21 protein-coding genes and 2 tRNA genes are annotated in these 26,395 nt (G+C 65.2%); 13 read left to right on the top strand and 10 right to left on the bottom strand.

The features are described 5' to 3' along the window. The first annotated feature begins 15 nt into the window (after positions 1-15). Genes rng through AC1DUN_RS14295 form a run of 3 tightly spaced genes read left to right on the top strand, consistent with a single transcriptional unit; the run spans position 16 to position 3,445 of the window. Positions 16-1,515: a ribonuclease G gene (gene rng, locus AC1DUN_RS14305; RefSeq protein WP_477714520.1), complete on the top strand. Its 1,500-nt coding sequence runs from the start codon at positions 16-18 to the stop codon at positions 1,513-1,515. A gap of 14 nt (positions 1,516-1,529) precedes the next feature. Next, positions 1,530-2,273, top strand: coding sequence for a polysaccharide deacetylase family protein (locus AC1DUN_RS14300; protein WP_477714519.1), 744 nt, complete (start codon positions 1,530-1,532; stop codon positions 2,271-2,273). Next, entirely contained in the window at positions 2,270-3,445 is a 1,176-nt protein-coding gene (locus AC1DUN_RS14295) for a glycosyltransferase family 4 protein (RefSeq protein ID WP_477714518.1), read from the top strand. The genes AC1DUN_RS14300 and AC1DUN_RS14295 overlap by 4 nt, the downstream gene beginning before the upstream one ends. A gap of 13 nt (positions 3,446-3,458) precedes the next feature. Here the strand turns inward: AC1DUN_RS14295 and AC1DUN_RS14290 are convergent, their stop codons facing one another. Genes AC1DUN_RS14290 through AC1DUN_RS14280 form a run of 3 tightly spaced genes read right to left on the bottom strand, consistent with a single transcriptional unit; the run spans position 3,459 to position 7,362 of the window. Beyond that, positions 3,459-4,331, bottom strand: coding sequence for a glycosyltransferase family protein (locus AC1DUN_RS14290; RefSeq protein ID WP_477714517.1), 873 nt, complete (start codon positions 4,329-4,331; stop codon positions 3,459-3,461). A 14-nt stretch (positions 4,332-4,345) separates the two neighbouring features. Next, positions 4,346-6,118 carry a lipid A export permease/ATP-binding protein MsbA gene (gene msbA, locus AC1DUN_RS14285; RefSeq protein WP_477714516.1) on the bottom strand — a complete coding sequence of 591 codons (1,773 nt, stop codon included), beginning with the start codon at positions 6,116-6,118 and terminating at the stop codon, positions 4,346-4,348. Beyond that, positions 6,115-7,362, bottom strand: a complete 1,248-nt coding sequence (locus AC1DUN_RS14280) for an O-antigen ligase family protein (RefSeq protein WP_477714515.1) — start codon at positions 7,360-7,362, stop codon at positions 6,115-6,117. Before AC1DUN_RS14280 ends, msbA begins: the two co-directional genes overlap by 4 nt. Before the next feature lie 216 nt (positions 7,363-7,578). On the opposite strand from AC1DUN_RS14280, the gene AC1DUN_RS14275 reads away from it, so the two are divergent. From AC1DUN_RS14275 to AC1DUN_RS14235, 9 genes are all read left to right on the top strand, one after another. Then, positions 7,579-8,301, top strand: a complete 723-nt coding sequence (locus tag AC1DUN_RS14275; RefSeq protein ID WP_477714680.1) for a glycosyltransferase family 2 protein — start codon at positions 7,579-7,581, stop codon at positions 8,299-8,301. After that, positions 8,298-9,170 (top strand): glycosyltransferase family 2 protein, encoded by an 873-nt coding sequence (locus AC1DUN_RS14270; RefSeq protein WP_477714514.1) that lies wholly within the window; start codon positions 8,298-8,300, stop codon positions 9,168-9,170. The genes AC1DUN_RS14275 and AC1DUN_RS14270 overlap by 4 nt, the downstream gene beginning before the upstream one ends. Then, entirely contained in the window at positions 9,167-10,468 is a 1,302-nt protein-coding gene (gene tolB, locus AC1DUN_RS14265) for a Tol-Pal system beta propeller repeat protein TolB (protein WP_477714513.1), read from the top strand. The genes AC1DUN_RS14270 and tolB overlap by 4 nt, the downstream gene beginning before the upstream one ends. 74 nt (positions 10,469-10,542) lie before the next feature. After that, on the top strand, positions 10,543-11,076 hold the full coding sequence (gene pal, locus AC1DUN_RS14260) for a peptidoglycan-associated lipoprotein Pal (RefSeq protein ID WP_477714512.1): 534 nt from the start codon (positions 10,543-10,545) through the stop codon (positions 11,074-11,076). 14 nt (positions 11,077-11,090) lie between these two features. Further along, complete coding sequence (ybgF, locus tag AC1DUN_RS14255; protein WP_477714511.1) at positions 11,091-11,852, top strand: tol-pal system protein YbgF; 762 nt, start codon at positions 11,091-11,093, stop codon at positions 11,850-11,852. A gap of 49 nt (positions 11,853-11,901) precedes the next feature. Continuing rightward, positions 11,902-13,017: a YeeE/YedE family protein gene (locus AC1DUN_RS14250; protein ID WP_477714510.1), complete on the top strand. Its 1,116-nt coding sequence runs from the start codon at positions 11,902-11,904 to the stop codon at positions 13,015-13,017. Between the two features lie 21 nt (positions 13,018-13,038). Beyond that, positions 13,039-13,818: a tRNA threonylcarbamoyladenosine dehydratase gene (locus tag AC1DUN_RS14245; RefSeq protein ID WP_477714509.1), complete on the top strand. Its 780-nt coding sequence runs from the start codon at positions 13,039-13,041 to the stop codon at positions 13,816-13,818. A 104-nt stretch (positions 13,819-13,922) separates the two neighbouring features. Beyond that, positions 13,923-13,998 (top strand) — tRNA-Lys (locus tag AC1DUN_RS14240). 8 nt (positions 13,999-14,006) lie between these two features. After that, positions 14,007-14,082: transfer RNA gene (locus tag AC1DUN_RS14235), tRNA-Lys, on the top strand. Positions 14,083-14,163: 81 nt separating this feature from the next. Here AC1DUN_RS14235 and AC1DUN_RS14230 read toward each other — a convergent pair. The 7 genes from AC1DUN_RS14230 to dapC all read right to left on the bottom strand — a co-directional run bounded on the left by AC1DUN_RS14230 (position 14,164) and on the right by dapC (position 22,469). After that, a complete protein-coding gene (locus tag AC1DUN_RS14230; protein WP_477714508.1) occupies positions 14,164-14,667 on the bottom strand; it encodes a hypothetical protein in 504 nt (167 codons plus the stop codon). A 68-nt stretch (positions 14,668-14,735) separates the two neighbouring features. Beyond that, positions 14,736-16,742, bottom strand: coding sequence for an ABC-F family ATP-binding cassette domain-containing protein (locus AC1DUN_RS14225; protein ID WP_477714507.1), 2,007 nt, complete (start codon positions 16,740-16,742; stop codon positions 14,736-14,738). 103 nt (positions 16,743-16,845) lie between these two features. Then, complete coding sequence (gene prmB / locus AC1DUN_RS14220) at positions 16,846-17,739, bottom strand: 50S ribosomal protein L3 N(5)-glutamine methyltransferase (RefSeq protein ID WP_477714506.1); 894 nt, start codon at positions 17,737-17,739, stop codon at positions 16,846-16,848. Beyond that, a complete protein-coding gene (gene dapE / locus AC1DUN_RS14215) occupies positions 17,736-18,896 on the bottom strand; it encodes a succinyl-diaminopimelate desuccinylase (protein WP_477714505.1) in 1,161 nt (386 codons plus the stop codon). The genes prmB and dapE overlap by 4 nt, the downstream gene beginning before the upstream one ends. 315 nt (positions 18,897-19,211) lie before the next feature. Continuing rightward, positions 19,212-20,357, bottom strand: coding sequence for a PilT/PilU family type 4a pilus ATPase (locus AC1DUN_RS14210; RefSeq protein ID WP_477714504.1), 1,146 nt, complete (start codon positions 20,355-20,357; stop codon positions 19,212-19,214). Positions 20,358-20,407: 50 nt separating this feature from the next. After that, complete coding sequence (gene dapD / locus AC1DUN_RS14205) at positions 20,408-21,235, bottom strand: 2,3,4,5-tetrahydropyridine-2,6-dicarboxylate N-succinyltransferase (RefSeq protein WP_477714503.1); 828 nt, start codon at positions 21,233-21,235, stop codon at positions 20,408-20,410. Between the two features lie 28 nt (positions 21,236-21,263). Next, positions 21,264-22,469, bottom strand: coding sequence for a succinyldiaminopimelate transaminase (gene dapC / locus AC1DUN_RS14200; protein WP_477714502.1), 1,206 nt, complete (start codon positions 22,467-22,469; stop codon positions 21,264-21,266). Positions 22,470-22,857: 388 nt separating this feature from the next. On the opposite strand from dapC, the gene smc reads away from it, so the two are divergent. Continuing rightward, the gene (smc, locus tag AC1DUN_RS14195) at positions 22,858-26,394 is read left to right on the top strand and encodes a chromosome segregation protein SMC (RefSeq protein WP_477714501.1); all 3,537 of its coding nucleotides are present in this window, start codon (positions 22,858-22,860) and stop codon (positions 26,392-26,394) included. Position 26,395: the final 1 nt, after the last annotated feature.

Below are 26,395 nucleotides of genomic sequence, written 5' to 3'. Positions count from 1 at the left end.
TTTTTCAGGACCCCCATGCAACAAGACATCCTGATCAACTGGTCGCCCCAGGAAACCCGGGTGGCGGTGGTCGAGCACGGCGCGGTGCAGGAGCTTCACGTCGAACGCACCCTGGAACGCGGCCTGGTCGGCAATGTCTACCTGGGCAAGGTCGCCCGCGTGCTGCCCGGCATGCAGTCGGCCTTTATCGACATCGGCCTGGACCGCGCGGCCTTTCTGCACGTGGCCGACCTCATGAGCAGCATCAACAGCCGCCATGCCGACAGCGACGCCCAGGCCGCCGGCGGCCTCACCTCGCCGGCCATGGCTTCGCTGCAGCCTATCGAAAAGCAGCTCTTTGAAGGCCAGGCGGTGATGGTGCAGGTCCTCAAGGACCCGATAGGCAGCAAGGGCGCGCGCCTGACGGCGCAGATCAGCATCGCCGGCCGCCTGCTGGTGTTCCTGCCGCAGGACAACCACATCGGCGTTTCGCAGAAAATACCGCCCCGCCAGCGCGAGGAGCTGCGCCAGCGCGTGCAGGCCCTGGCCGGCGACATGGGCGGCGGTTTCATCCTGCGCACCAACGGCGAGGACGCGACCGACGCCGAGCTGGCCGAGGACATCACCTACCTGCGCAAGACCTGGGCGCGCATCAAGGATGCCTCGCTGCGCATGCCGCCGGCCTCGGTGCTGCACCAGGACCTGAACCTGCTGCAGCGCGTGCTGCGCGACCTAGTGGTGGAGGGCACGCAGACCATACGCATAGACTCGCGCGAGCAGTTCGACAAGCTCAGGACTTTCGCCGCGGAATTCATGCCGGCCACCGAGCAGAAGCTGCAGCATTACGGCGGCGAGCGGCCGATTTTTGACCTCTTCAACATCGACGAGGAAATCGCCAAGGCGCTGGGCCGGCGCGTGGACCTCAAGTCGGGCGGCTACCTGATCATCGACCAGACCGAGGCGCTGACCACGGTGGACGTGAACACCGGTGGTTTTGTCGGGGCGCGTAATTTCGACGACACGATCTTCAAGACCAACCTGGAAGCCTCGCAGGCCATTGCGCGCCAGCTCAGGCTGCGCAACCTGGGCGGCATCGTGATCGTCGACTTCATCGACATGATCAAGGAAAACCACCGCGAGGCGGTGCTGGCCGAATTCCAGAAGCAGCTGGCGCGCGATCGCATCAAGACCACGGTCAACGGTTTTTCGGCGCTGGGCCTGCTGGAGATGACGCGCAAGCGCACGCGCGAATCGCTGGCGCACCAGCTCTGCGAGCCCTGCAGCGCCTGCAAGGGCAAGGGCGTGGTCAAGACCGCGCGCAGCGTGACTTACGACATCCTGCGCGAAATCCTGCGCGAGGCGCGCCAGTTCAACCCGCGCGAATTCCGGGTGGTGGCCTCGCCCAAGGTGATAGAACTTTTCCTCGACGAGGAAAGCCAGCACCTGGCCAGCCTCAGCGATTTCATCCGCAAGCCGATTTCCCTGCAGGCCGAGGCCGCGATGGCGCAGGAGCAATACGACATCGTCCTGCTCTGATCTTTTCTTTCTTCATGCCGACCCTGAACCGCCAACCCATTCCCATCCTGGTCTACCACCAGATCGCCGAGGCCCCGCCCAAGGGCAGCAGCCCGTTTCGCGGGCTCTATGTGGCGCCCGCGGCTTTCGCGCGGCAAATGGCCTGGCTCAAGCGCCTGGGCTACACGGGCCTGTCCATGGGCGGCCTGATGCCTTATTTGCGCGGCGAGCGCAGCGGCAAGGTGGTGGGCATCACCTTTGACGACGGCTACCGCAACAACCTGACCCATGCGCTGCCGGTGCTGGTGAAACACGGGTTTTCGTCCACCTGCTACGCGGTCGGCGGGCTGCTGGGCAAGACCAACATCTGGGACGAGCGTATCGGCATCCCCCAGACGCCGCTGATGGACGAGGGCGAGATCCGCCAGTGGGTGGCCGGCGGGCAGGAGATAGGCTCGCACACCCATAGCCACGCCAACCTGCTGGAAACCGACGAAGCAGGCTGTGTCGAGGAAATGGTGCTGGGCAAAAGCGGGCTGGAGGCGGTCACGGGCAGCCCGGTGGCGCATTTTTGCTATCCCTTTGGCCACTTCAATGCCGGCCATGTGGAAATGGCGCGGACGCTGGGCTTTGCCACTGCCACCACCACCCAGCGCAGCCGCTGCCATGAAGGCATGGACCTGCTGCGGTTGCCGCGGGTGCCGGTGCTGCGCTCGACCACCTTGCCGGTGTTCTGGCTCAAGGTCGCCACGGCCTACGAAGACCGCCGGAAAAAATGAGCCAGCCTCTACCCCGGAAACTGCGCATCGCCGTTTTCAACCGGACTTTCTCGCCGACGGGCGGCGGCGCGGAGCGTTATTCCATCGCCCTGGTCGAGCAGCTGTCGGCCCGGCACGAAGTACATGTGTTCGCGCAGGAAATCGACCACCAGTGGCCGGGCGTGACGTACCACAAGGTTTCGGCCCCGCTGCGCAAGCCGCGCTGGATCAACCAGCTGTGGTTTGCCACGGCCAGCTGGTGGGCGACGCGAAGCGGCTTCGACGTCGTGCATTCCCACGAAAACACCTGGCATGGCGAGGTGCAGACGGTGCACGTGCTGCCCGTCAAGCACAGCCTGTTCCAGGGGCGCCGCGGTGTGCGCCGTGTCCTGCGCTGGATCAAGGTCGTGACCAGCCCGCGCCTGCTGGCCTACCTGGGGCTGGAGCGTGCGCGGTATGCGCCCCAGCCGGGCCGGCAGGTGGTGGTGACTTCCGAAAGCCTGCGCCCCATCATGGAGGCCGCCTACCCGGCCAGCCGTGCCGCGCTGTCGGTGGTGACGCCGGGCATCACGATGCCGCAGCTGCCCATCAGCGCAAGCCGCAAAAGCGAGGCGAGGGCCCAGCTGGGTTTGCCGGCCGCGGGCACTTGCCTGCTGTTTGTCGGCAATGACTACCGCAAGAAAGGCCTGGAGGGCCTGCTGCGGGCCTTGGCCCAGCTGCCGGATGAGGTGGTGCTGGCGGTGGTGGGCAACCCGGCCCACATCGCCGAGTTCCGCGCGATCGCCGACACGCTCAAGCTGGGCGCGCGCGTGGCCTTCCTGGGCGCGCTCAAGGATGTCAGCCCGGCCTACGAGGCGGCCGATGCCCTGGTGCATCCCACCTTCGAGGACACGTTTGCGATGGTGGTGCTGGAGGCCATGGCCCACGGCCTGCCGGTGGTGGTCAGCGGGCCCCGGTACTGCGGCATTGCCGGGCTGCTGGCGCAGGGCGCCAATGCGCTCATGCTCGACGACCCGCGCGATGCGGGCGAGCTGGCGCGGGTGCTGGGGGRCTTGCTGGGCCAGCCGGCGCTGCGGGAAACCCTGTCGCGCGGCGCTGCGGCCTTTGCCGAGCGCTACCAGTGGCGCGAAATCGCGCTGCAGCAGGAGGCGTTGTACTTCTCAGCCATCGCGGCCAAGGGTTTGTCGCGCTGAATGGCGTACGGCTTCAGGCGACGAGCTTGAAGTGCTTGCGGCTGAAGTCCAGCCCGGTCAGCGTCTCCACCTGGCGCATGAAGTGGTACTTGTTTTCCTTGGGCGTGGGTTTGTAGGCCGGGTCTATGTTGAGCACCGGCTCGGCTTCCGTTGCCAGCCATTGCTTCACCGCCTCGGGGTGGGTGCCGGTGAAGGGGGCGAGGGCGCGGCGGTCGAACTGGCTGTAGGTGATCTGCGCGGCCCGGGCTTCGCCCCAGTACTTGCTGACCTGGTCCAGCTTCTTTTGCATTTCCTCGTTGCGGCGTATCCAGCCGTAGTGGTAGATATGGGCGTTGGCCAGCGCGGCCTGCGGGTTGCGCCCGCGCTTGTGGCGGGTGGTGACCAGCCAGTACTGGCCGTCGGGCGCGTAGCTGCGTATGGTGTTGCGGATCAAACGGCATTCGCGGCGGTACCAGCCGGGGCTGATGGAAATCCAGTCGGGCGAGCCGTAGAAGTGCAGGTAGTCGAAGACCAGCGCCTCGACGGCCGGGTTGTTGTGGTGGCGCTCGACGCTGGCGCGTATGGCGGCCAGTTCGCCCTCATGCACGACTTCATCGCCTTCCAGGTAAAAAGCCCAGTCGCCGGTGCACGAATACTGCGCGATCATTTTTTGCTGGGCATAGACAAAGCCGCGGTCGGCCATGCGCTCGTTCCACAGGGTCTCGATGATGCGGATTTTCGGGTCGCCAATGGCTTTGACGCGTTCCAGCGTGTCGTCCTCGCCCTTGCCCACGGCCACGACGAATTCATCGACCAGGGGCAGCAGCGAGCGTATCGAGGCTTCAAAAGGAAAGCCCAGGCCCACGCCGTTGCGAATAAAGGTAAAGCCGCTGATAGAGACTGGCATCGGGGAATGACTTTCTAGGCTGCGCCCTGGAAGCCCAGGCGGTAAAGGTGGGCGTAGGCGCCGTTATTTTGAAGCAACTCTGCATGGCTGCCTTGCTCGACGATGCGGCCGGCGTTCATCATGATGATGCGATCGGCGTGCTGGATGGTGGACAGCCGGTGGGCGATGATCAGTGAGGTGCGGCCCGAGGCCAGCCGCTGTATGGCCTCCTGCACGGCTTTTTCCGACTCCGTGTCCAGGGCCGAGGTAGCTTCGTCGAGGATGAGCACCGGCGCATCCTTGTACAGCGCCCGGGCAATCGCCAGGCGCTGGCGCTGGCCGCCGGACAGCTGCATGGCGTTGTGGCCGAGCACGGTGTCTATGCCTTGCGGGAGTTCCTCAAGCAACTGGCCCAGGTTGGCGGCGGCCAGGCAGCTGACCACTTTTTCGCGGTCGAAGGACTGGCCCAGCGCGACGTTGAAGGCCATGCTGTTGTTGAACATGACGACGTGCTGGCTCACGAAGGCGAACTGCGAACGCAGGGATGCCAGGTTCCAGTCCCGCAGCTCGGTGCCGTCCAGCCTGATGCTGCCGGCGCTGTAGTCGACAAAGCGCGGCAGCAGGCTGGCTAGCGTGGTCTTGCCGGAGCCGGATGACCCCACCAGGGCCACGGTCTCGCCGGCGCGTATCGACAGGCTCACCTGGTCCAGCGCCGGTGGCGCGTCCGGCTTGTAGAGCACGCTCACGCCGGACAATTCGATGTCCCCGGCGGCCCTGGCCTGGGTGAAACCGCCGCTGCTTTCGTCCTCGACCAGGTCGACCAGGTCCAGCCCGCGCTCCAGCGCCGCCAGCCCGCGCGTGATGGGCGTGGCGCCGTCGGACAGGCTTTTGATGGGCGCGATCAGCAGCAGCATGGCCGTCACAAAGGCCACAAAGCCGCCCACCGTGGTGGTGTTTTCCGAGCCCTGCAGCAGCGCGATGGAGATCACAGCCGACAGGGCCATGGCGGCCAGTACCTGGGTGATGGCGCTCATGCCGGCATAGGCGACGGTGGATTTGATGGACAGGCGGCGCAGCGTGTTGCTCAGTCCCTCGAAGCGCGAAGCCTGGCCGGCCTGCGCGCCGTGCAGGCGCACGTCACGGTGGGCCAGCACGTTTTCTTCCACGACATAGGCCAGGTTGTCGGTGGCGACCTGGCTTTCACGGGTCAGGCGGTAAAGGCGCCGCGTCAGCAGCTGGATCACCAGCGCGACGGCCGGAAACAGCAGGGAGACGATGAGCATCAGCTTCCAGTTGAGGAACAGCAGGTAGGCCACCAGCGCCGCCAGCGTGAGCACGTCGCGCGCCAGCTTCATGACCGCGTTGATCATCATCGACGAGCCGTTGAACACCTCGTAGACCACGGTGTTGGCCAGGGCGCTGGAGGACTGGTCCGCGAACAGCGACAGGCGCGAGCTCAGCAGCTTGCCGAACATCGCGCGGCGCAGCGACTGCAGGCCCTCGTTGGTGACCTTGGCCAGCGCGTACTGCGCCACAAAGCCGGAGATGCCGCGCACGGCGAACAGCAGGATCAGGGTCACCGGCACCAGCCACAGGTCCAGCGCGCCCTTCTGGAAGCCGCGGTCCAGCAGCGGCTTGAGCAGGGCCGGCACAAAGGGTTCGGTGGCCGAGGCGACGATGGTCGCGCCCACGGCCAGCGCCCAGCCCGTGCGCGAGCCGCTGAAGTAGGGCCAGACCCGCGCGAGGCGGCGCCACAGGCTCAGCCTGGCGGCCGCGGCGGGGGCTTGGTTATCGGTGGGAGAGCTCACGTTACGTGTTGGGGTAGGGGCGGCACGGTGGGTTTGCTCAGTCCCAATGCCAGCAGCAGGCCGATCAGGACGCAGAAGAAATCGCCGATCAGGCCGTCGTAAAGGGTGGAGTTGAACAGGCAGGCCACAGCCAGCGCCAGCAGGGCGGATTGCGCGGCCCGCGCGTGGGGTACTTCCATCTTCAGGGTGTCGCGCAGCACCGAGAGCATGAAGCCGGCGATCAGCAGCAGGCCTGGAACGCCGAGCTGCACGCCCCAGAGCAGGTATTCCTGGTGCGGGTTGCCATTGGGTGCTATATCGCTGTGGGCCGGATTTTTCTGGCGCTCCATCCGGTTGTACTCGGTGCTCCAGCTGCCTATGCCCGCGCCCACAAGCGGCTTTTGAGCGACAAGCTGGGCGGCGGTTCGCCAGAACGTGAGCCGCACGCCCGATGAGGTGTTGGTGTCCTGCTGCGGCGAATAGGCTTGCACTTCCGTCTTGAGCAGCGTGAGCCTTTCCCGCATCGTCGGGGAGCTCGCAAACAGCACCAGTATCAGCACAAAGGGCAGGGCCACCGCGGCGATGCGGTATTTTTTGGGAAGCTGCCACATGATGGCCAGGGACAGCAGGGCAACGCCGACCGCCTGGCCGCTGCGGCCGGCCAGCACGAAGAACACGTTGGCCAGGGAGGCCAGCGCCACCACGGCGGCGGCTTGCGGACCGTAGCGGCCAGGCACCATGCCCCGCAAATGCCAGCACACCGCGGCGAATACGGCGCTCATGATGCCCTGGTCGAGGTATCCGGAAAAGACGGTGTAGTGGCTCAGCGTCGTGCGGGAACTGGCCCAGGCCACCGGCAGGTGGGCAAAAAGCAGCCACGAACTGGCGACCACCAGCAACTGTGCGAGCGCAAATGCGGCCAATGCGCAACTCGCCTCGCGGCGGTCCCGGATCAGGGTCATCATGGCGATGATGATGGCGAGTTTGCCGTACTTGGCGAGCGAGCCAAGGGCTTCCTTTTGCGGCGCGACCGTCCAGAGCAGGCTCAGCGCAAACGCCACCAGAACCAGCAGCACGGCCGCCGGCGTCCAGGTTTTTAGCAGGGAGGCGCCGTTCTTCGGCAGATTCCTGGCGAGCAAGGGGAAGGCCAGGAAGCAGGCCAGCAAGAACAGCTTGGCGACGCTGATGATGGCGATGGACAACCCCACGGAGGCCGCCGCCAGGCAGATGATGGCGAGCCGGATATTGATTGTTTTTGTTCGCAAAGTGGTCTGGGGTTGCCGTAGGGTTGCCCGCATTATCGGCGATTCCGTTTCCCGCCAAGGCCTTGAATGCCGGGGGGCTCTGCTATGCTGTCAGCGCGTCAAGCGGCGCCGGTTTCACTGGCAAAATCACGGGCGGTTTCCTTCTTCTCCTCATTGCAAAGGCATTCGTTGGCAAGCTTGTCCGTCACAGTCATCACCCACAACGAGGCCCACAACATGGAGGCCTGCCTGCGCTCCGTGAGCTTCGCGGACCAGGTGGTGGTGCTGGACTCCGGCAGTACCGACAACACCGTGCAGATCGCCCGATCCCTGGGCGCCGAAGTCAGCGTCAGCCCTGACTGGCAGGGCTTCGGCATCCAGAAGAACCGGGCGCTGGCGCTGGCCACCTCGGATTGGGTGCTGTCCCTGGACGCCGACGAGCGGGTGACGCCCGAGCTGCAGCTAGAAATCCTGGCCTGCCTGCGGGCCCCGGCCTTCGATGTGTATTCCTTTCCCCGGCTCTCGAGCTATTGCGGGCAGTACATGCGCCATTCGGGCTGGTACCCCGACCGGGTCACCCGGCTGTTCCGCCGCACGGCGGCCCGCTTCAGCGAGGACCTGGTGCATGAAAAAGTGCTGGCCCAGGGGCCGGTCGGCCAGCTGCGCTCGCAGCTGCTGCACGAGAGCTTCCGCAACTTCGAGGCGGTCCTGGACAAGGCCAACCGCTATTCCACGGCGGGCGCGCAAAGCCTGCAGGGCAAGGGCAAAACGGCCTCGGTCGGAAAGGCCATAGGCCACGGCCTGTGGGCCTTTATACGTACCTATTTTCTGCGCCTGGGTTTCCTCGACGGCCGGATGGGCCTGGTGCTGGCCATCTCCAACGCCGAGGGCACCTATTACCGCTACCTGAAGCTGTGGCTGCTGCAGCGGGGCGCCAAGGGAGCGCCGGCCGGGCGATGAAGATCAGCTTTATCGTCCTGACCTACAACCGCACGGATGCCTTGCTGGCCGTGTTGCGGTCGCTGGCTGCGCAGTGCGGTGAAGGCCATGAGGTGCTGGTGGCCGACGACGGCTCGCGGCCCGAACAGGTGCGGATGCTGCTCGCGCAGTGCCCCGCGTTCAAGTGTCCGGCCCGCCACATCTGGCACCCCGACGTGGGCTTTACCGCGGCGCGGGCGCGCAACCTCGGGGCCAGCCAGGCCACGGGCGACTACCTGGTCTTTCTGGACGGCGACTGCGTGCCCAACAAGGCTTTTGTGGCCGCGCACACGCGGCTTGCCGAAAAAGGCTGCTTTGTGAACGGCAGCCGGGTGCTTATCAGCCAACGTCTGACAGAACGTGTAGTCAATGGCGCTATCGACCTGCCCAGCCGTCCTGTATGGTTCTGGCTGGGGGCGCGGCTCTTGGGGGGCAGCAACAAATTATTGCACCTGCTCCCCTGGCCGCGACGTTTATTCAGGGTAAAACCGGACTTTCGCTGGCACGGCATACGCAGCTGCAACCTGGGTGTCTGGCGCGCGGACTTTGCCGGTGTCAACGGATTTGATGAAACCTTCGAAGGCTGGGGGCATGAAGATGCCGACCTCGTGCTCAGGCTTCACCACCTGGGCGTCCACCGAAAAAACGGTTTCATGGGCACCGAAGTTTTCCACCTCTGGCACCGCGAGAACCCGCGCGACCAGGAGTCCATCAACAAAAAAAGGGTGCTTGAGCGCATGAAAACCGATGTGGTCCTGGCCGACAAGGGGCTTCGTGAACTTGATTCTTCCCCCGGCGTCAAATCCACCGTCAAAATAACCCCCCTGAACGGATCCAACTCTTCCCTATGAGCATTGCACCTTTCACTGCACCTTTTCTTCGCCGCCGCACCCTCGTCAGCCTGCTGGCGGCCGGCGCTTTCCCTGTTCTGCCGGCTTTCGCGCAATTTCGCGTCGAGGTGTCCGGTGTCGGCCTGACCCAATTGCCCATTGCCGTCGCCGCGTTTCGCGGGGATGCGCAGGCGCCGCAAAAAATCGGCGCCATCGTGCGGGCCGACCTCGAGCGCAGCGGCATGTTCCGCCCGGTCGACACCACCGGCGTCACCGCCGACGAGAACACCCGCCCGGACCTGACGGCCTGGCGGCAAAAGGGCGCGGACTCCATGGTCACGGGCAGCGTGAGCTTGCTGGCCGACGGCCGCTACGACGTGCGTCTGCGCCTCTGGGACATCGTGCGCGGCCAGGATCTGGGCGGGCAGAGCTACACCGTGGGCCCGGCCGACCTGCGCCTGTCGGCGCATCGCATTTCCGATTTTGTCTACGAAAAACTGACCGGCGAGAAGGGCATTTTCTCGACGCGCATCGCCTATGTGACCAAGGCGGCCCAGAAGTACAACCTCTGGGTGGCCGACTCCGACGGGGAGGGTGCGCAGTCCGCGCTGACCAGCCCCGAGCCCATCATATCGCCGGCCTGGTCGCCCAACGGCGCGCAGCTGGCCTATGTGTCGTTTGAATCGCGCAAGCCGGTGATCTACGCGCACGACGTGGCCAGCGGCAAGCGGCGCCTGCTGGCCAACTTCCGCGGCTCCAACAGCGCGCCGGCCTGGTCGCCGGACGGCAAGCAACTGGTGGCGACGCTGAGCCGCGACGGAGGCTCGCAGCTCTATGCCATAGGCCTCAATGGCGGCGACCCCAAGCGGCTGACCCAGTCTTCCAGCATTGACACCGAACCCGCCTTCTCGCCCGACGGGCGCTATATCTACTTCGTCAGCGACCGAGGCGGCGCGCCGCAGATCTACCGCATGGGCCCGAACGGCGGCAATGCCGAGCGCGTGACCTTTACCGGGAGCTACAACATCTCCCCCGCGATCAGCCCCGACGGGCGCTGGCTGGCCTACATCTCCCGGGTGGGCGGCGCCTTCAAGCTGCACGTCATGGAACTTGCGACAGGGACCGTCACTCCAATCACCGACACTTCGGCCGACGAAAGTCCGAGCTTCGCGCCCAACAGCCGCCTGATCGTCTACGCGACCCACCAGCAGGGCAGGGAAGCGCTGATGACCACCACGCTGGACGGCAAGATCAAAGCCAGGCTGTCCGGCGCCAGCGGCGATATCCGGGAGCCCGATTGGGGACCCTTCCAGCGTTGATTCACAGCGCCAGGCAGGCGCTTCAAGCCACCGTTTTTGATCCGGCCCATTTTTATTTTTTGTAGAGGTACTTCATGAAACGCAGAATTTTTTCCATCATCTCCTCCCTGGTCCTGGCGGCCACGCTGGCGGCCTGCGGCTCCGGCGTCAAGCTCAATGACGTTCCCGTCGAAGACCGCACGGGCCAGACCACACAAGGCGACCCGTCGGGCGCCAGCGGCCGCGGTGTGCAGCCGGTGCAGGTGGAAGGCGCCGATGCCTCGCTCGCGGGCCCGGCCAATGTGGCCAAGGTCATCTACTTTGATTTCGACAGCTACGTGGTCAAGCCCGAGTTCCAGGGCGTGATCGAAGCCCATGCCAAGTACCTGACCGCCAACAAGGGCCGCAAGATGGCCATCGAAGGCCACACCGACGAGCGCGGCGGCCGTGAGTACAACCTGGCCCTGGGCCAGAAACGCGCCGAAGCCGTTCGCCGCGCGCTGGGCCTGCTGGGCGTGGCCGATGCGCAAGTCGAAGCCGTGAGCTTCGGCAAGGAAAAACCCGCGGTGCCGGGCTCCGACGAGGAAGCCATGGCGAAGAACCGCCGCGCTGAACTGAGCTACCGTTAAGCCGGGTGCCGACCGTGAAGACCTTCCGGATCGCCGCGATCCTCGCGGCCGGCCTGCTGGCGTTCAACGCGCATGCGGGGCTGTTTGAAGACGACGAGGCTCGCCGGGCGATCCTCGATTTGCGGCAGAAGGTCGATGCGGCGCAAACCCGCACGGCCGAAGAGCTGCGCAGGACCACCGAGGACAACGCCCAGCTGCGCCGCAGCCTGCTGGACCTGTCCAACCAGATCGAAGCCCTGCGCAATGAACTCGCCACCCTGCGCGGGCAGAACGAGAACCTCACGCGCAATGTGGCCGAGATGCAGCGCACCCAGAAGGACCTGACGACGGGCGTGGACGAGCGCCTGCGCAAATTCGAGCCCGGCAAGGTCAACGTGGACGGCAAGGAGTTTGTCGCCGAGCCGGCCGAAAGGCAGGAGTTCGAAACCGCGCTGGCCACGCTGCGCAAGGGCGACTTTGCGGGCGCGCAGACTGGTTTCCTGGCCTTCATGAAGCGTTACCCGCAGACCGGCTACCGGGCTTCGTCCCTGTTCTGGCTCGGCAATGCGCAGTACGCCTTGCGCAATTACCGTGATGCGGTGACCAATTTCCGCTCGCTGGTGACGGCTGAACCCGACCATATGCGCGCGCCGGAAGCCATGCTTTCGATGGCCAACTGCCAGGTGGAACTCAAGGACGTCAAGTCGGCCCGCAAGACGCTGGAAGACCTGGTCAAGGCTTATCCCCAAGCCGAAGCGGCTTCCGTCGCCAAGGAACGGCTGGCCAAGCTGAAGTAGCGGCGCCATTCAAAAGGGGCAGATGTTCATTCCCAACTAAAATCGGGGCATGGACATCTCCGCACTCAACAGTCTCACGGCCCAGGTTCTCTGGGCCGGTTTCATTCTGGCCATGGTTTTTGGCGCGATTGCCCAGCGCACCCACTTCTGCACCATGGGCGCCGTCAGCGACATCGTGAACATGGGCGACTGGACGCGCATGCGCATGTGGGGCATGGCCATAGGTGTGGCCATGATAGGTTTCTTCACCATGGCCGCGGCCGGGGTGATCGATCCCGCGAAGACGCTTTATGCGTCCAACCGCTTTATCTGGCTCTCGGCCCTGGTGGGCGGCGCCATGTTCGGTTTTGGCATGGTGTTGGCTTCGGGCTGCGGCAGCAAGACCCTGGTGCGCATAGGCGGCGGCAGCCTCAAGTCCGTCGTGGTGTTTGCCGTGATGGGTATCGCGGCCTTCGCCACGCTCAAGGGCATCACCGCCGTGGTTCGCGTGGCCACCGTCGACAAGGTCGCGATTGATTTCACGGCCAACGCGACCCTGCCGAACTGGGTGGCCGGCGCCATCGGCATCACGCCGGCCGCGGCCGGCATAGGCCTGGCCATCCTCATCGGCCTGGGCCTGATCGTCTGGGCCTTGTTCAGCGAAGACTTCCGCCGCTTCGACAGCCTGCTCGCCGGCCTGGGCATAGGCGGCGTCATCGCCGCCATGTGGTGGGTCAGCGGGCGCCTGGGCTATGTGGCCGAACACCCCGAGACGCTGCAGGAGGCTTTTCTGGCCACCAACTCGGGCCGGGCCGAGGCCTTGAGTTTTGTCTCGCCCGTGGCCTATACCGTGGACTGGCTGATGTTCTTCAGTGACAAGAGCAAGGTGCTCACGCTGGGCATCGTGTCGGTGTTCGGCGTGGTGGCCGGTTCGGCCGTCTATGCGCTGCTGTCGCGCAGCTTCCGCTGGGAAGGCTTTCGCGACGCGGAAGACACGGCCAACCACCTGGTGGGCGCCACGCTGATGGGCGTGGGCGGCGTCTGCGCCATGGGCTGCACCGTGGGGCAGGGCCTGTCGGGCATCTCGACCCTGAGCTTTACGAGTTTTGTGGCGCTGGCGGCCATACTCGCGGGCTGCGTGGCGGGCTTGAAATACCAGGTCTGGCGGCTTGAGCGCCAGGCCTGAGGCCCGCATAGCTTCACGGCCATGACTTCCCTGATCGAAGAACTCCCCGCCGACCTGGAGCGCCGCTTCGGCGGCCTGGCGCGCCTTTACGGCGCAGCGGGCGCGCAGCGCATACGCCAGGCGCACATCGTGGTCGTGGGCCTGGGCGGCGTGGGTTCCTGGGCGGCCGAAGCCGCGGCCCGCAGCGGCGTGGCCCGGCTGACCCTGATAGACCTTGACCACATCGCCGAATCCAATATCAACCGCCAGGTCCATGCGCTGGACAGCACGCTGGGGCAGGCCAAGGTGCAGGCCATGCGGGAGCGCATCGCGCAAATCCATCCGGGCTGCCGCGTCGACGGCATTGAGGAATTCGTCGACGCCGCCAACTGGCCGGGCATTCTGGACCTTGAGGGCAGTTTTGACCGTAAGCAACTGGCCGTGATCGACGCCTGCGACCAGGTGAAAGCCAAGACCGCCATGGCCGCCTGGGCCATCGCCAACAAGGTCAACCTCGTCAGTGTGGGCGCGGCGGGCGGCAAGCGGCTGGCGCACCGTGTGGACATCGACGACCTGTCGCTGGTCACGCACGACCCCTTGCTGGCGCAACTGCGCTACCGGCTGCGCAAGGAGCACAGCGCGGCGCGCAAAGGCAAGATGGGCGTGGCCTGCGTGTTCAGCCGCGAGGCCGTGCTGCAGCCCGCCGCCGCGGCCCAAAGCGACGGCAGCCTGAACTGCCATGGTTATGGGTCGGTGGTCAGCGTCACCTCGACCTTCGGCCTATGCGCGGCCGGCTGGGCACTCGACAAAATTGCCGCCTGAGTTTTTGCGGAGCGCTAAAAAACCACGCTATAATTCAAGGCTTTGCTGCTCTTGAAGTGGCAAATACCGGAATGTATCGCGAGGGAAACCCTGTGATATAACTCGGGACCATAGCTCAGTTGGTAGAGCAGCGGACTTTTAATCCGTTTGTCGTGGGTTCGACCCCCGCTGGTCCCACCAGAATTTCCGGGTTCTTAGCTCAGTTGGTAGAGCAGCGGACTCTTAATCCGTAGGTCGACAGTTCGAATCTGTCAGAACCCACCACCCTTCAAAAGGACTTGGCCGAAAGGCCAAGTCCTTTTGTTTTTTGCGCGGGGAAATTGCGGGGTCCGGTCTCAAGCCGATTCAGGCCGAATGCCCCAGCGCCGGCACGTCGAGCTGCGCCTGCCGTGCCACCCGTATGCAGTCCTTCATGTGCTCTTCACCGAAGTAGCGGATGGCCGCGTAGCCGACGGCGGCCGCGACGACCTGGCCGGCCAGCGGGACGTATTTGGCGGCCTGCTTGGCCGTCAGGCGCACGCCGATTTTGGTGGCGGCCTTGATGACCAGGTCGCGGCTGATGAATTTGCCGATCAGCACCGAGCCCACCAGGGCCACGGCTTTTTGCACCTGGTCGCGTTTTTTCGGCTCGAGCCGGTCGAGCTGCTGCGGCGTGAGGCCGAATTCCTTGTTGATCTCGGGGATGAGCTGGGACAGCATGGCCGCGTCCACCATCCAGTCGAGCCCGGGCACCGGTACGGCGCTGGCCGCAGCCGCGACCATGGCGCGCTTGTTCAGCAGCTTGCGGCTGCGCTTGACGGCGGCTGACAGTGCCGCGTTGTCCGCGGCCATGTGCAAGGCGGAAGGCATGGATCAAATCCTTTCAAGGACGGCCCTGCTTGGGTCAACAAGCTGCAGGCGAGGGGCCTGCAGCCACTTTACACCGCGGTGGTCTCTATCTGCTCTGTCAGCTCCAGCCACCGTTCTTCCAGCATGCCTATTTCGCCTTCGATGGCCTTGAGGCGCTTGCCGGCCTGGGCCAGTTCGGCCGGTGCGGTGGTGGTGGCCAGCAGGGCCTGCAAGCTGCCCTGCTCAATGTTGAGGGCCTTCATGCGCTGATCGATTTTTTCAACTTCCTTGCGCAGCGGCTTGGTGGCCTCGGCCTGCTGCTGGCGGCGCTGCGCGTCGAGCTTGCGCTGCTCGGGTGTGTCGCGCGGCACGGGTTTCTTTTCCGCGGGCGCGGCGGCGGGTGTTTCTGGCTTGGCGGCTGGGGCCGCACCGCCGGCTTTCTTGGCTTCCTCGCGCTGGCGCTTGGCCTCGTCGAGCAGGTAGCGCTGGTAGTCGTCCAGGTCGCCGTCAAAGGGCGCGACGCCGCCGCGCGAGACCATCCAGAACTCGTCGCAGACGGCGCGCAGCAGGGCTCGGTCATGGCTGACCAGCATCACCGTGCCTTCAAACTCGTTGAGCGCCATCGACAGCGCCTCGCGCGTGGCCAGATCCAGGTGGTTGGTCGGCTCGTCGAGCAGCAGCAGGTTGGGGCGCTGCCAGACGATCATGCACAGCACCAGGCGGGCTTTTTCACCGCCGCTCATGCTACCCACGGCCTGCTTGACCATGTCGCCGCTGAAATTGAACATGCCCAGGAAGGCGCGCAAGTCCTGCTCGCGCGTCTGCTGGCCGCTGATCCTGCCGGCCGCGGTGACTTCCTTGACGAGGCGGATCATGTGCTCCAGCGGCGTATCGGCCGGGCGCAGCACGTCGAGTTCCTGCTGGGCGAAGTAGCCGATGTTCAGGCCCTTGCCTTCGGTCATCTCTCCTTGAATAGGCGCCAATGCGCGCGCCACGGTCTTGACCAGCGTGGACTTGCCCTGGCCGTTGGCGCCCAGGATGCCTATGCGCTGGCCGGCCAGCACCGACTTGCTGACGTTCTGCACGATGACCGTGGGCGGCGTGCCTTCGGGTGCGCCTTCGGGCGGCGGGTAGCCGAAGAAGGCGTTCTGCATCGAGAGCATGGGATTGGGCAGGTTGGCCGGCTCCTTGAACTCGAAGGTGAAGTCGGCCTCGGCCAGCAGGGGCGCGATTTTTTCCATGCGGTCCAGCGCCTTGACGCGGCTTTGCGCCTGCTTGGCCTTGCTGGCCTTGGCCTTAAAGCGCGCGATGAATTTTTGTAGGTGGGCGATCTTGTCCTGCTGCTTGGCGAAGGCGGTTTGCTGCAAGGCCATCTGCTCGGAGCGCAGGTCCTCGAACTTGCTGTAATTGCCGCCGTATCGCGTCAGCCTGGCGTTTTCGATGTGCACCGTCACGTCGGTCACGGCGTCGAGGAATTCGCGGTCATGGCTGATGACCAGCATGGTGCCCTGGTATTTTTTGAGCCAGGCCTCGAGCCAGACCAGCGCGTCCAGGTCCAGGTGGTTGGTGGGCTCGTCGAGCAGCAGCAGGTCGGACGGGCACATCAGCGCGCGCGCCAGCTGAAGGCGCATGCGCCAGCCGCCGGAGAAGCTGTTGACGGGGTTGTCGAGTTCGCTGACCTTGAAACCCAGGCCGAGGATCAGGGCCTGGGCGCGGGCTTGTGCGTCGTGCGCGCCGGCGTCGTAGAGCGCCATATAGGCGTGGGCCATGCGGTCGCCGTCGCCGCTGGCTTCCGAGGCTTCCACCTCGGTTTGCGCGGCCAACAGCACCACGTCGCCTTCGACCACAAAGGCGGTCGCGCTTTGCTCGGTCTCGGGCATGTCCTGCGCCACCTGCGCCATGCTCCACTGCGCGGGTATCGAAAAATCACCGCCGTCCTCGTGCAGCGTGCCGTTGAGCATGGCGAACAGCGAGGACTTGCCGGCGCCGTTGCGGCCCACCAGCCCGATTTTTTCACCGGGGTTGAGGGTGACGGACGCGCTGTCCAGAATCACTTTGGCGCCGCGGCGCAGCACGACGTTTTTAAGGGTAATCATTTAAATGTGCAATTTCAGGAAAAGTAGTCGGGCGGCGGTGTCCACGCCTGGCCCTTGCGGTGCAAGAGCCGCGCCAGGGCTTCGCGCCGGCCGTCAAGCCGGCTCAAGCCAGTTGTTCGCGCGTCAGCAGCAAAACCTGGTCGGCGCCCGAGCTGGTCTCGAACCACAGCGGTTCAAGCGTCGGGAAGGCGCGCTCGAAATTCTCGCGCTCATTGCCGATTTCCAGCACCAGGACCGCATTTTCGCTCATATGGCGGGCCGCGTTTTGAATCAGGCCTCGAATGAAGTCCATGCCGTCGCTGCCGCCGGCCAGCGCCAGGTCCGGTTCCGCGCGGAATTCGGGGGGCAGGGCGGCCATGCTGGCCGCATTCACATAGGGCGGATTGCACAGGATCAGGTCGTATTGGCCCGCGCAGGCGGCCAGGCCATCCGATTCAACCAGCGTGACGCGGCTGTCCAGGTGGTGGCGGTCCACATTGATGCGGGCCACGGCCAGGGCGTCCAGGCTGATGTCGGCGGCCTCCACCACCACGTCCGGGTAGGTGATGGCCGCGAGAATGGCCAGGCTGCCGTTGCCGGTGCACAGGTCGAGCACACGGTGGGTGTGCTCGCCCAGCCAGGGGTCTATGCTGGCGTCGGCCAGCAGCTCGGCGATCAGCGAGCGCGGGATGATTACGCGCTCGTCGACGTAAAAAGGCAGGCCCATGAGCCAGGCTTCCTTCGTGAGGTAGGCAGCCGGCTTGCGCGTGCTGATGCGCGCATCCAGCAGCGCGGCGACCTGCGCCTCTTCTTCGGTGCTCACCAGCCGGGTTTCGACCGAATCAAGGTCGTCCAGCGGCAAGCCCAGCTTCCACAGCACCAGCCAGGCGGCTTCGTCAAAGGCGTTGGTCGTGCCCTGGCCGAAGCCGTCGGCAAAGCTCAGGCCCGCGGCATCCAGCCTTGCCGCCATCTGCTCGACCAGCGCCAGCACCGTCAGGGGCGTTACGGCCTTGGTCATGCCGCCAGCCGCTCCAGCACGCCCTTGTAGATGTTTTTGAGCGGATCGAGCGAACTCACCGGCACACATTCGTTGATCTTGTGGATGGTGGCGTTGAGCGGACCGAACTCGATGACCTGCGGGCAGATCTTGGCGATGAAACGGCCGTCGCTGGTGCCGCCCGTGGTGGAGAGCTCGGTCTGCAGCCCGGTCTCGGCCCCGATGGCGCCGCGCACCGCCTCGACCAGCGTGCCGGGTGTGGTCAGAAAGGGCAGCCCGCCCAGCGTCCATTTGAGGTCGTAATCGAGCTGGTGCCGGCTCAGCAAGGCCTGCAGGCGCTGCTGCAGGCTTTCGGGCGTGGACTCGGTGCAGAAGCGGAAGTTGAAATCGACCACCAGCTCACCCGGGATCACGTTGGACGCGCCGGTGCCGCCATGGATGTTGGACACCTGCCAGCTGGTGGCCGGGAAGAAGGCATTGCCCTTGTCCCATTCGGTGGCCACCAGCTCCGCCAGCGCCGGCGCGAACAGGTGGATGGGGTTTCTGGCCAGGTGCGGATAAGCAATATGGCCTTGCACGCCCTTGACCGTGAGTTTGCCGCTCAGGGTGCCGCGCCGCCCGTTCTTGATCATGTCGCCCAGCTGGGCGACCGAGGTGGGCTCGCCCACGATGCAGTAGTCCAGCGTCTCGCCGCGCGCCTTGAGCTGCTCGCAGACCACGACCGTGCCGTCGACCGCCGGGCCTTCCTCGTCGCTGGTGACCAGGAAGGCGATGGAGAGGGCCGGGTCGGGATGCGCGGCCAGGAACTCCTCGACCGCCACCACCATGGCCGCGATGGAGGTTTTCATGTCGGCGGCGCCGCGCCCGTACAGCTGGCCGTTGCGGTGGCTGGGCGTGAAGGGGGGGCTCTGCCACTGCTCCAGCGGGCCGGTGGGCACAACGTCGGTGTGGCCGGCAAATACAAGCGTTTTAGCCGGGGTTTCGCCGGACGCCGGCTTGCCCGCGCGCTTGGCCCAGAGGTTGGTCACGCGGAAGTTTTCAGGGCCGCTGGTGATGGTTTCGCACTGGAAGCCCAGTGGCGCCAGGCGTTCAATCAGCAGGGCCTGGCAGCCGGCATCGTCGGGCGTGACGGAAGGCCGGGCGATCAGTTGCTCGGTGAGCTGCAGGGTTCGGGACATGGTCGTTTAGGGCCTGTTAACACTATGTTTACAAATGCGAATGGGGTGAAAACAGCGCCAATCAAGGCGTGCGACGAATCCCAGACCGGGAGTCTGGGTGAGGAGCGCAACGCGGAGTGGCGCTGTTTTCACCCCATTCCCTCCGGGTTGCGATCAAAAAGGCCCTGCGCGGCGTTGCAAAGCCTTGACGGGGTTCACCCCGCCTGCGTTTTGCGCCTTGCTCAAGGCCTTTTTGACTCGCAACGCATCTTGCAAACATAGTGTTAACAGGCCCTGGGTTCGAGTCGGCCCGAAGAGACGAGCGCCATCGTGTTTTTAATGTTTCACGTCGAGCGTGATTTCGGTGAAGGACGGTTCGTCATCCGGGTCTTCTTCAGGCTCCAAGGCCTTGGCCTTGACGGCGAAGTCGTTTTCGAGGCGCCACATCAGGTTGGTCGGCGAGTCGGCATAGAGGATGCCTTCCTTGCGGGTCACGGTGCCTTCCACGATCAGCTTGGCGATGTCCTGCTCAAAGGTCTGCGAGCCCTCGGCCATGGATTTTTCCATGGCTTCCTTGACGCCCGAGAAATCGCCTTTTTCAATCAGCTCGGCGATCAGCTTGGTGTTGAGCATGACCTCCACCGCCGGCGTGCGGCCRCCGTCCTGGGTGCGCAGCAGGCGTTGCGAGACGATGGCCTTGAGGGCCGCGGCCAGGTCGCCCAGCATGGTGCTGCGCACCTCGACCGGGTAAAAACTCAGGATACGGTTGAGCGCCTGGTAGCTGTTGTTGGCATGCATGGTGGCCAGGCACAGATGGCCCGACTGCGCATAGGCAATGGCGGCCGACATGGTTTCCCGGTCGCGGATTTCACCGATCAGGATCACGTCGGGCGCCTGGCGCAGCGCGTTTTTGAGCGCCACCTGCAGCGATTGTGTGTCGCTGCCGACCTCGCGCTGGTTGACGACGGACTTCTTGTTGGTGAACAGGAATTCGACCGGGTCCTCGATGGTGAGGATGTGGCCCAGCGTGATCTCGTTGCGGCGGTCCATCATGGCCGCCAGCGTGGTGCTCTTGCCGGCGCCGGTGGAGCCCACCATCAGCAGCAGGCCGCGCTTTTCCATGATCAGGTCGGCCAGGATGGGCGGCACGTTCAGGCTGTCCAGCGGCGGAATTTCCGTGGGGATGAAACGGATCACCGCGGCATAGGTGCTGCGCTGCCTGAAGGCGCTGATGCGGAAGTTGCCCAGGCCGGCAATCGGCAGCGCCATGTTGAGCTCGCCGATTTCCTCCATCTCCTCGATGCGCTCGGGCGGCAGCACCTCGGCCAGCAGGTTGCGCGGCGCGTCCGGCGGCAGGATTTGCGCGTTGATCGGAATGGCCTGGCCGTTGATCTTGATCAGGGCGGGGGAATGGGCCGACAGGTAAACGTCCGACGCCTTTTTGTCCGCCATCAAACGAAGGATTCTTTCCATCGTGCTCATAGTCCGCTCCCAGTCATTTCAATCTGTCAATCAAACCGCAAGGAAAGTGCTCAATCGCGCAAGAGGTCGTTCAGGCTGGTGGTGGAACGCGTCTTGGCGTCCACGCGCTTGACGATCACCGCGCAGTACATGCTGTACTTGCCGCCGGCCTTGGGCAGGTTGCCCGAGACCACAACGGAGCCTGCGGGAATACGGCCGTAAGTGACGGTGTCGGCTTCGCGGTCGTAAATCGGCGTGCTCTGGCCGATGTAAACACCCATGGAGATGACCGAGTTTTCTTCCACGATCACGCCTTCGACGACTTCGGAGCGCGCGCCTATGAAGCAGTTGTCTTCAATGATGGTGGGGTTGGCCTGCAGGGGTTCGAGCACGCCGCCCAGGCCCACGCCGCCGGAGAGGTGGACATTGTTGCCGACCTGCGCGCAGCTGCCCACGGTGGCCCAGGTGTCGACCATGGTGCCTTCGCCGACCCAGGCGCCGATGTTGACGTAGCTGGGCATCAGGATCGCGCCCTTGGCGATGTAGCTGCCGCGGCGCGCCACGGCGGGCGGCACCACACGCACGCCGGTGGCGCGCATTTCGCTTTCGCTCAGGTGGGCGAACTTGGTGGGCACCTTGTCGAAAAAGCCCAGGTCGCCGGCGCGCATCATTTCGTTGTCCTTCAGGCGAAAGCTCAGCAGCACGGCCTTTTTGATCCACTGGTGGGTGGTCCACTGGCCCACGCCTTCGCGGGTGGCCACGCGCAGCTTGCCGCTGTTGAGCTGGGCGATGGTGTGTTCGACGGCGTCCAGCACTTCCTTGGGGGCCGATTGGGGCGACAGGTTCGCGCGATTTTCCCAGGCCGCGTCAATGGTGCTTTGCAGGTTGTCTTGTGTCATGTTGGTTTCAGTCTTGTTGTCAGTGAAGTCAAGGGTTTCTGGATTGGATGAATTGAACGATGCGCTGCGCCGCTTCCACGCATTCGGCGGTTTCTGCCACCAGTGCCATGCGGATTCTGCCGGCGCCGGGATTGTGCCCCTGCGCGTCGCGCGCCAGGTAGCTGCCCGGCAACACCACGACATTGTAGAGAGCGAGCAGCTCGCGTGAAAACGCGGTGTCCGAGCCCTTGAAAGTTTCGGGGATTCCGGCCCACAGGTAAAAGCCCGCATCGGGCAGGGCGACGTCCATCACGGCCGAGAGCATGGGCGTGACCTGGGCGAATTTTTCGCGGTACATCGCGCGGTTGTCCATCACGTGCCGCTCGTCATTCCAGGCCGCGATGCTGGCGGCCTGCACGACCGGGCTCATGGCGCTGCCGTGGTAGGTGCGGTAGAGCAAAAAGGGCTTGATCAGGGAGGCGTCGCCGGCCACAAAGCCGCTGCGCAGGCCTGGCACATTGCTGCGTTTGGAGAGGCTGGTCAGCGACACCAGGTTTTTGAAATCATGCCGGCCCAGCCTGGCCGCCGCCTGCAGGCCGCCCAGGGGCGCCTCGTCGCGGAAGTAGATTTCGCTGTAGCACTCGTCGGAGGCGATCACAAAGCCGTGGCGGTCGCTGAGCTCGAACAGCAGCTTCCATTCATCGAGCGACATCACGGCGCCCGTGGGGTTGCCCGGCGAGCAGACAAATACCAGCTGGGTCTTGGCCCAGACGGCCTCGGGCACGCCGGCCCAGTCGACCGCGAAATTGCGCGCCGGGTCGCTGGGGGCAAACCAGGTCTGGGCGCCCGCCAGCAGGGCCGCGCCCTCGTAGATTTGGTAAAACGGGTTGGGACAGACCACGGTGGCCCCCGGCTTGCCGGCGTCCAGCACGGTCTGCGCGAGTGAAAACAGCGCCTCGCGCGAGCCGTTGACGGGCAGGATCTGCGTGGCCGGGTCCAGCTTCAGGTCGTAGCGGCGGGCCACCCAGTCGGCCATGGCCTGGCGCAGTTTGGGTTCGCCCAGGGTGCCCGGGTAGCTGGCCAGGCCGCTCAGGCTGGCCGTCAGCGCGTCCTTGATCAGCTGCGGCGTGGCATGGCGGGGCTCGCCTATGCCCAGGCTGATGGCTTTGTAGTCGGGATTGGGGGTGACGTCGGCGTGCAACTGGCGCAGCCGCTCAAAAGGATAGGGCTGAAGGCGTGAAAGCAGGGGATTCATACCCGGATTATCCAGCCTCGCGGCCGGCCCAAAATGACCGGCTGCCGGGCCCGCGGCGCCAGAAGGGCCGGCTTGCTGCCAAATTGATAGCTTGGGCGCCAGGCTGGATACCGCTGGAGCGGCGTTGGTGCAGCTGCTTTGAGGCTGGCCCGCCACGCCAGGCCAGCCGGCGCACCGGCCGGTGCGCACGGCGCGATGCAAAGTGTTTCACGCCGGCCCCGTCAAGGGCCTTTTTCCCGGCAAAATCCCGGTCCCGCTCGGGTAACATGGCGGACCGTGCCGCTTGCCGAAGGCGGCACCCGATATGCCAGCGTTGTTGTAAAAACGCTATAAGAATCAACGAGTTAGCCTAGGGCTAACCGCAAGCTCACAAAAAACAGGGACAGCCGTGCGTCTCAATTCGATCAAGCTATCAGGTTTCAAGTCATTCGCGGAGCCCACCAATTTTGTATTACCGGGCCAACTGGTGGGTGTGGTGGGCCCCAACGGCTGCGGCAAGTCCAACATCATGGACGCGGTGCGCTGGGTGCTGGGCGAGAGCAAGGCCTCCGAGCTGCGCGGCGAGTCCATGCAGGACGTCATCTTCAACGGCACCACCACACGCAAGCCGGCCAGCCGCTCCAGCGTGGAACTGGTGTTCGACAACGCCGACCACCGCGCCGGCGGCCAATGGGGCCAGTTTGTCGAGATCGCCGTCAAGCGCGTGCTCACGCGCGACGGCACCTCCAGCTACTACATCAACAACCAGCCGGTACGCCGCCGCGACGTGCAGGACGTGTTCCTGGGCACCGGCCTGGGCCCGCGCGCCTACGCCATCATCGGCCAGGGCACCATCAGCCGCATCATCGAGTCCAAGCCCGAAGAGCTGCGCCTGTTCCTCGAGGAAGCCGCCGGCGTATCGAAGTACAAGGAACGCCGCCGCGAGACCGCCAACCGCCTGTCCGACACCCGGGAAAACCTGACTCGCGTCGAAGACATCCTGCGCGAGCTCAACGCCAACCTGGACCGGCTGGAAAAGCAGGCCGAGGTGGCCCTGCGCTACAACACCCTGCACGCCGACGCCAGCCTCAAGCAGCACCAGCTGTGGTTCCTCAAACGGGCCGAAAGCGAGGCCGACCAGTCCAAGGTCAAGGCCGATGCCGAAAAGGCCGTGAACGACCTGGAAAGCCGCGTGGCCGATTTGCGCCATATCGAGGCCGACCTGGAAACCATACGCCAGGCGCATTACGCGGCCGGCGACCAGGTCAACCAGGCCCAGGGCAAGCTGTATGAAGCCAGCGCCGAAGTCGGCCGGCTGGAAGCCGAAATCCGCTTCGTGGTCGACGGCCGCCAGCGCGTCGAGCAGCGGCTGAACCAGCTCAAGGAACAAACCGCGCAGTGGGCGACCCGCAAGGAAGACGCCGCCGTCGAAACCGAAAGCCTGGCCGCCCAGGCCATCGAAGCCGAGGAAAAGGCCGAACTGCTGGCCGCGCAGACCGAAGAACACCTGACGCAGCTGCCGGCCCTTGAGGACGCGCTGCGGCAGGCCCAGGCCAAGGCCAACGAGCAGCGCACCAGCGTGGGCCAGGTGCAGCAGCAGATCCAGGTGCTGGCCGCCGACCAGCGCAACATCGAGGAGCAGTCGCGCAGCCTGGGCTTGCGCCTGGAAAAGCTCACGGCCGACCGCAACGCGCTTAACGCCCCCGACGAAGCCCGCCTGGCCAACCTGAATACCCAGTTCGCGGCGGCGCAGGAAGCCCAGGCCGAAGCCGAAGCCCGCCTGCATGAGCTGACCGAAAGCGTGCCGCAGCTCGACGAAGAGCGCCGCACCCTGCAGCAGACCGTCAACACCGAATCGGCCAAGCGGGCCGATCTGTCGGCGCGCATGGAAGCGCTCAAGGCCTTGCAGGAAAAGGTCAAGACCGACGGCAAACTCAAGCCCTGGCTGGCCAAGCACGGCCTGGACGGCCTGCAGGGCCTCTGGAGCCGCATCCACATCGAACAGGGCTGGGAGAATGCGCTGGAAGCCGCTCTCAGAGAGCGGCTGGGCGCCCTGGAGGTGTCCCGGCTCGACATGGTGCGCGGCTTTGCCGGCAGCGACGGGCAGGGCACGCCGCCGGCCAAGCTCGCGTTTTACTCGCCGCCCAGCGCCGCCGCGCCCGCGCGCGTCAATCCCGCGATCAACCTCAAGCCCTTGACCGAGCTGCTGCGCCTGAACGACGCCGGCCAGTCGGCGCTGCTGGGCGACTGGCTCAACGGCTGCTACACCGCTGGTAGCCTGGACGACGCGCTGGCCGCGCGCGACAAGCTGCAGGCCGGCGAGGTGATTTATGTGCAGAGCGGCCATGCCGTGACGCACCACAGCGTGAGTTTTTACGCCCAGGATTCCGAACAGGCCGGCCTGCTGGCCCGCGCCCAGGAAATTGAAAACCTCGACAAGCAGCTCAAGGCCCAGGCCCTGATCAGCGAGGAAGCCCGCTCCGCGCTGGTGCGCGCCGAAGCCGCCTATGCCGATGCCGCCCAGCGCCTGGCCACGGCCCGCCGCGAAACCGCCGAAGGCCAGAGCCGCGCCCACGAACTGCAGGTGGAAGTGCTGCGCCTCACGCAGCTGGCCGAGCAGACCCGCGCGCGCAGCGAGCAGATCCAGGCCGACATGGCTGAAATCGAAGCCCAGCTTGGCGAGTTGCAGGAACGCAAGGTCACGGCCGAGGGCCGTTTTGAAGAGCTGGACATGCAACTGGCCGACAGCCAGGAACGCCACGCGCAGCTCGACGACCGCGTGATCGAGACCGAACGCAAGCTCGGCGAATCGCGCGAACAGCAGCGCACGCTGGAGCGCCAGGCCCAGGAAGCGGCCTTCGCGCTGCGCAGCCTGGCTTCGCGCCGCGAAGAGCTGACCCGCTCCATCGACATGGCCGCCCAGCAGGCTGCCTCCATCGCCAGTGAGGAGGCGCAGGCCCGCGAAGAGCTCTCGCGCCTGACCGATGCCGCCGCGCAGGCCGGCCTGCAAAGCGCCTTGAGCGTCAAGCTCGAGCGCGAGGCCGACCTGGGCGCCAAGCGCAGTCAGTACGACGACCTGACCAGCAAGCTGCGCGCCAGCGACGAGCGCCGTCTGCAGCTTGAGCGCGAGCTCGACCCGCTGCGCCAGCGCATCACCGAGTTCCAGCTCAAGGAGCAGGCCGCGCGCCTGGGCTTCGAGCAGTACGAGCAGTTGCTGGCCGACGCCCAGGCCGACCTGGCCGCGGTGGAGCAGTCCATACAGTCCGGCAATGTGCGCCTCACGGGCCTGCAGGGCGAAATCGACCGCATCAACCGCGAAATCCAGTCGCTGGGGGCGGTCAACCTGGCCGCGCTTGACGAGCTGAGCGCCGCGCGTGAACGCAAGCAGTTCCTCGATTCGCAGTCCAAGGACCTCAACGAGGCCATGACCACGCTGGAAGACGCGATCAAGAAGATCGACATCGAAACGCGCGATTTGCTTTCCAGCACCTTCGACACCGTCAACGGCCATTTCGGCCGCATGTTCCCCGAGCTTTTCGGCGGCGGCAACGCCAAACTCATGATGACGGGCGAGGAAATCCTGGACGCCGGCGTGCAGGTGATCGCCCAGCCGCCCGGCAAGAAGAACCAGACCATCCACCTGCTGTCCGGCGGCGAAAAAGCCCTGACGGCCATCGCGCTGGTCTTCGCCATCTTCCAGCTCAACCCCGCGCCTTTCTGCCTGCTGGACGAGGTCGACGCGCCGCTGGACGACGCCAACACCGAGCGTTATGCCAAGCTGGTGCGTTCCATGAGCAAGGAAACCCAGTTCCTGTTCATCAGCCACAACAAGATCGCGATGGAAATGGCCGAGCAGCTGATAGGCGTGACCATGCAGGAGCAGGGTGTCTCGCGCATCGTGGCCGTGGACATGGAAGCCGCGATCGGCTTCGCCGAGGCGGCCTGAT

It is taken from the genome of Polaromonas sp. P4_F6 (genome assembly GCF_056401275.1).
Note: the sequence above shows the minus strand (reverse complement) of the source record. Positions and strands in the feature narration are given on the sequence as shown.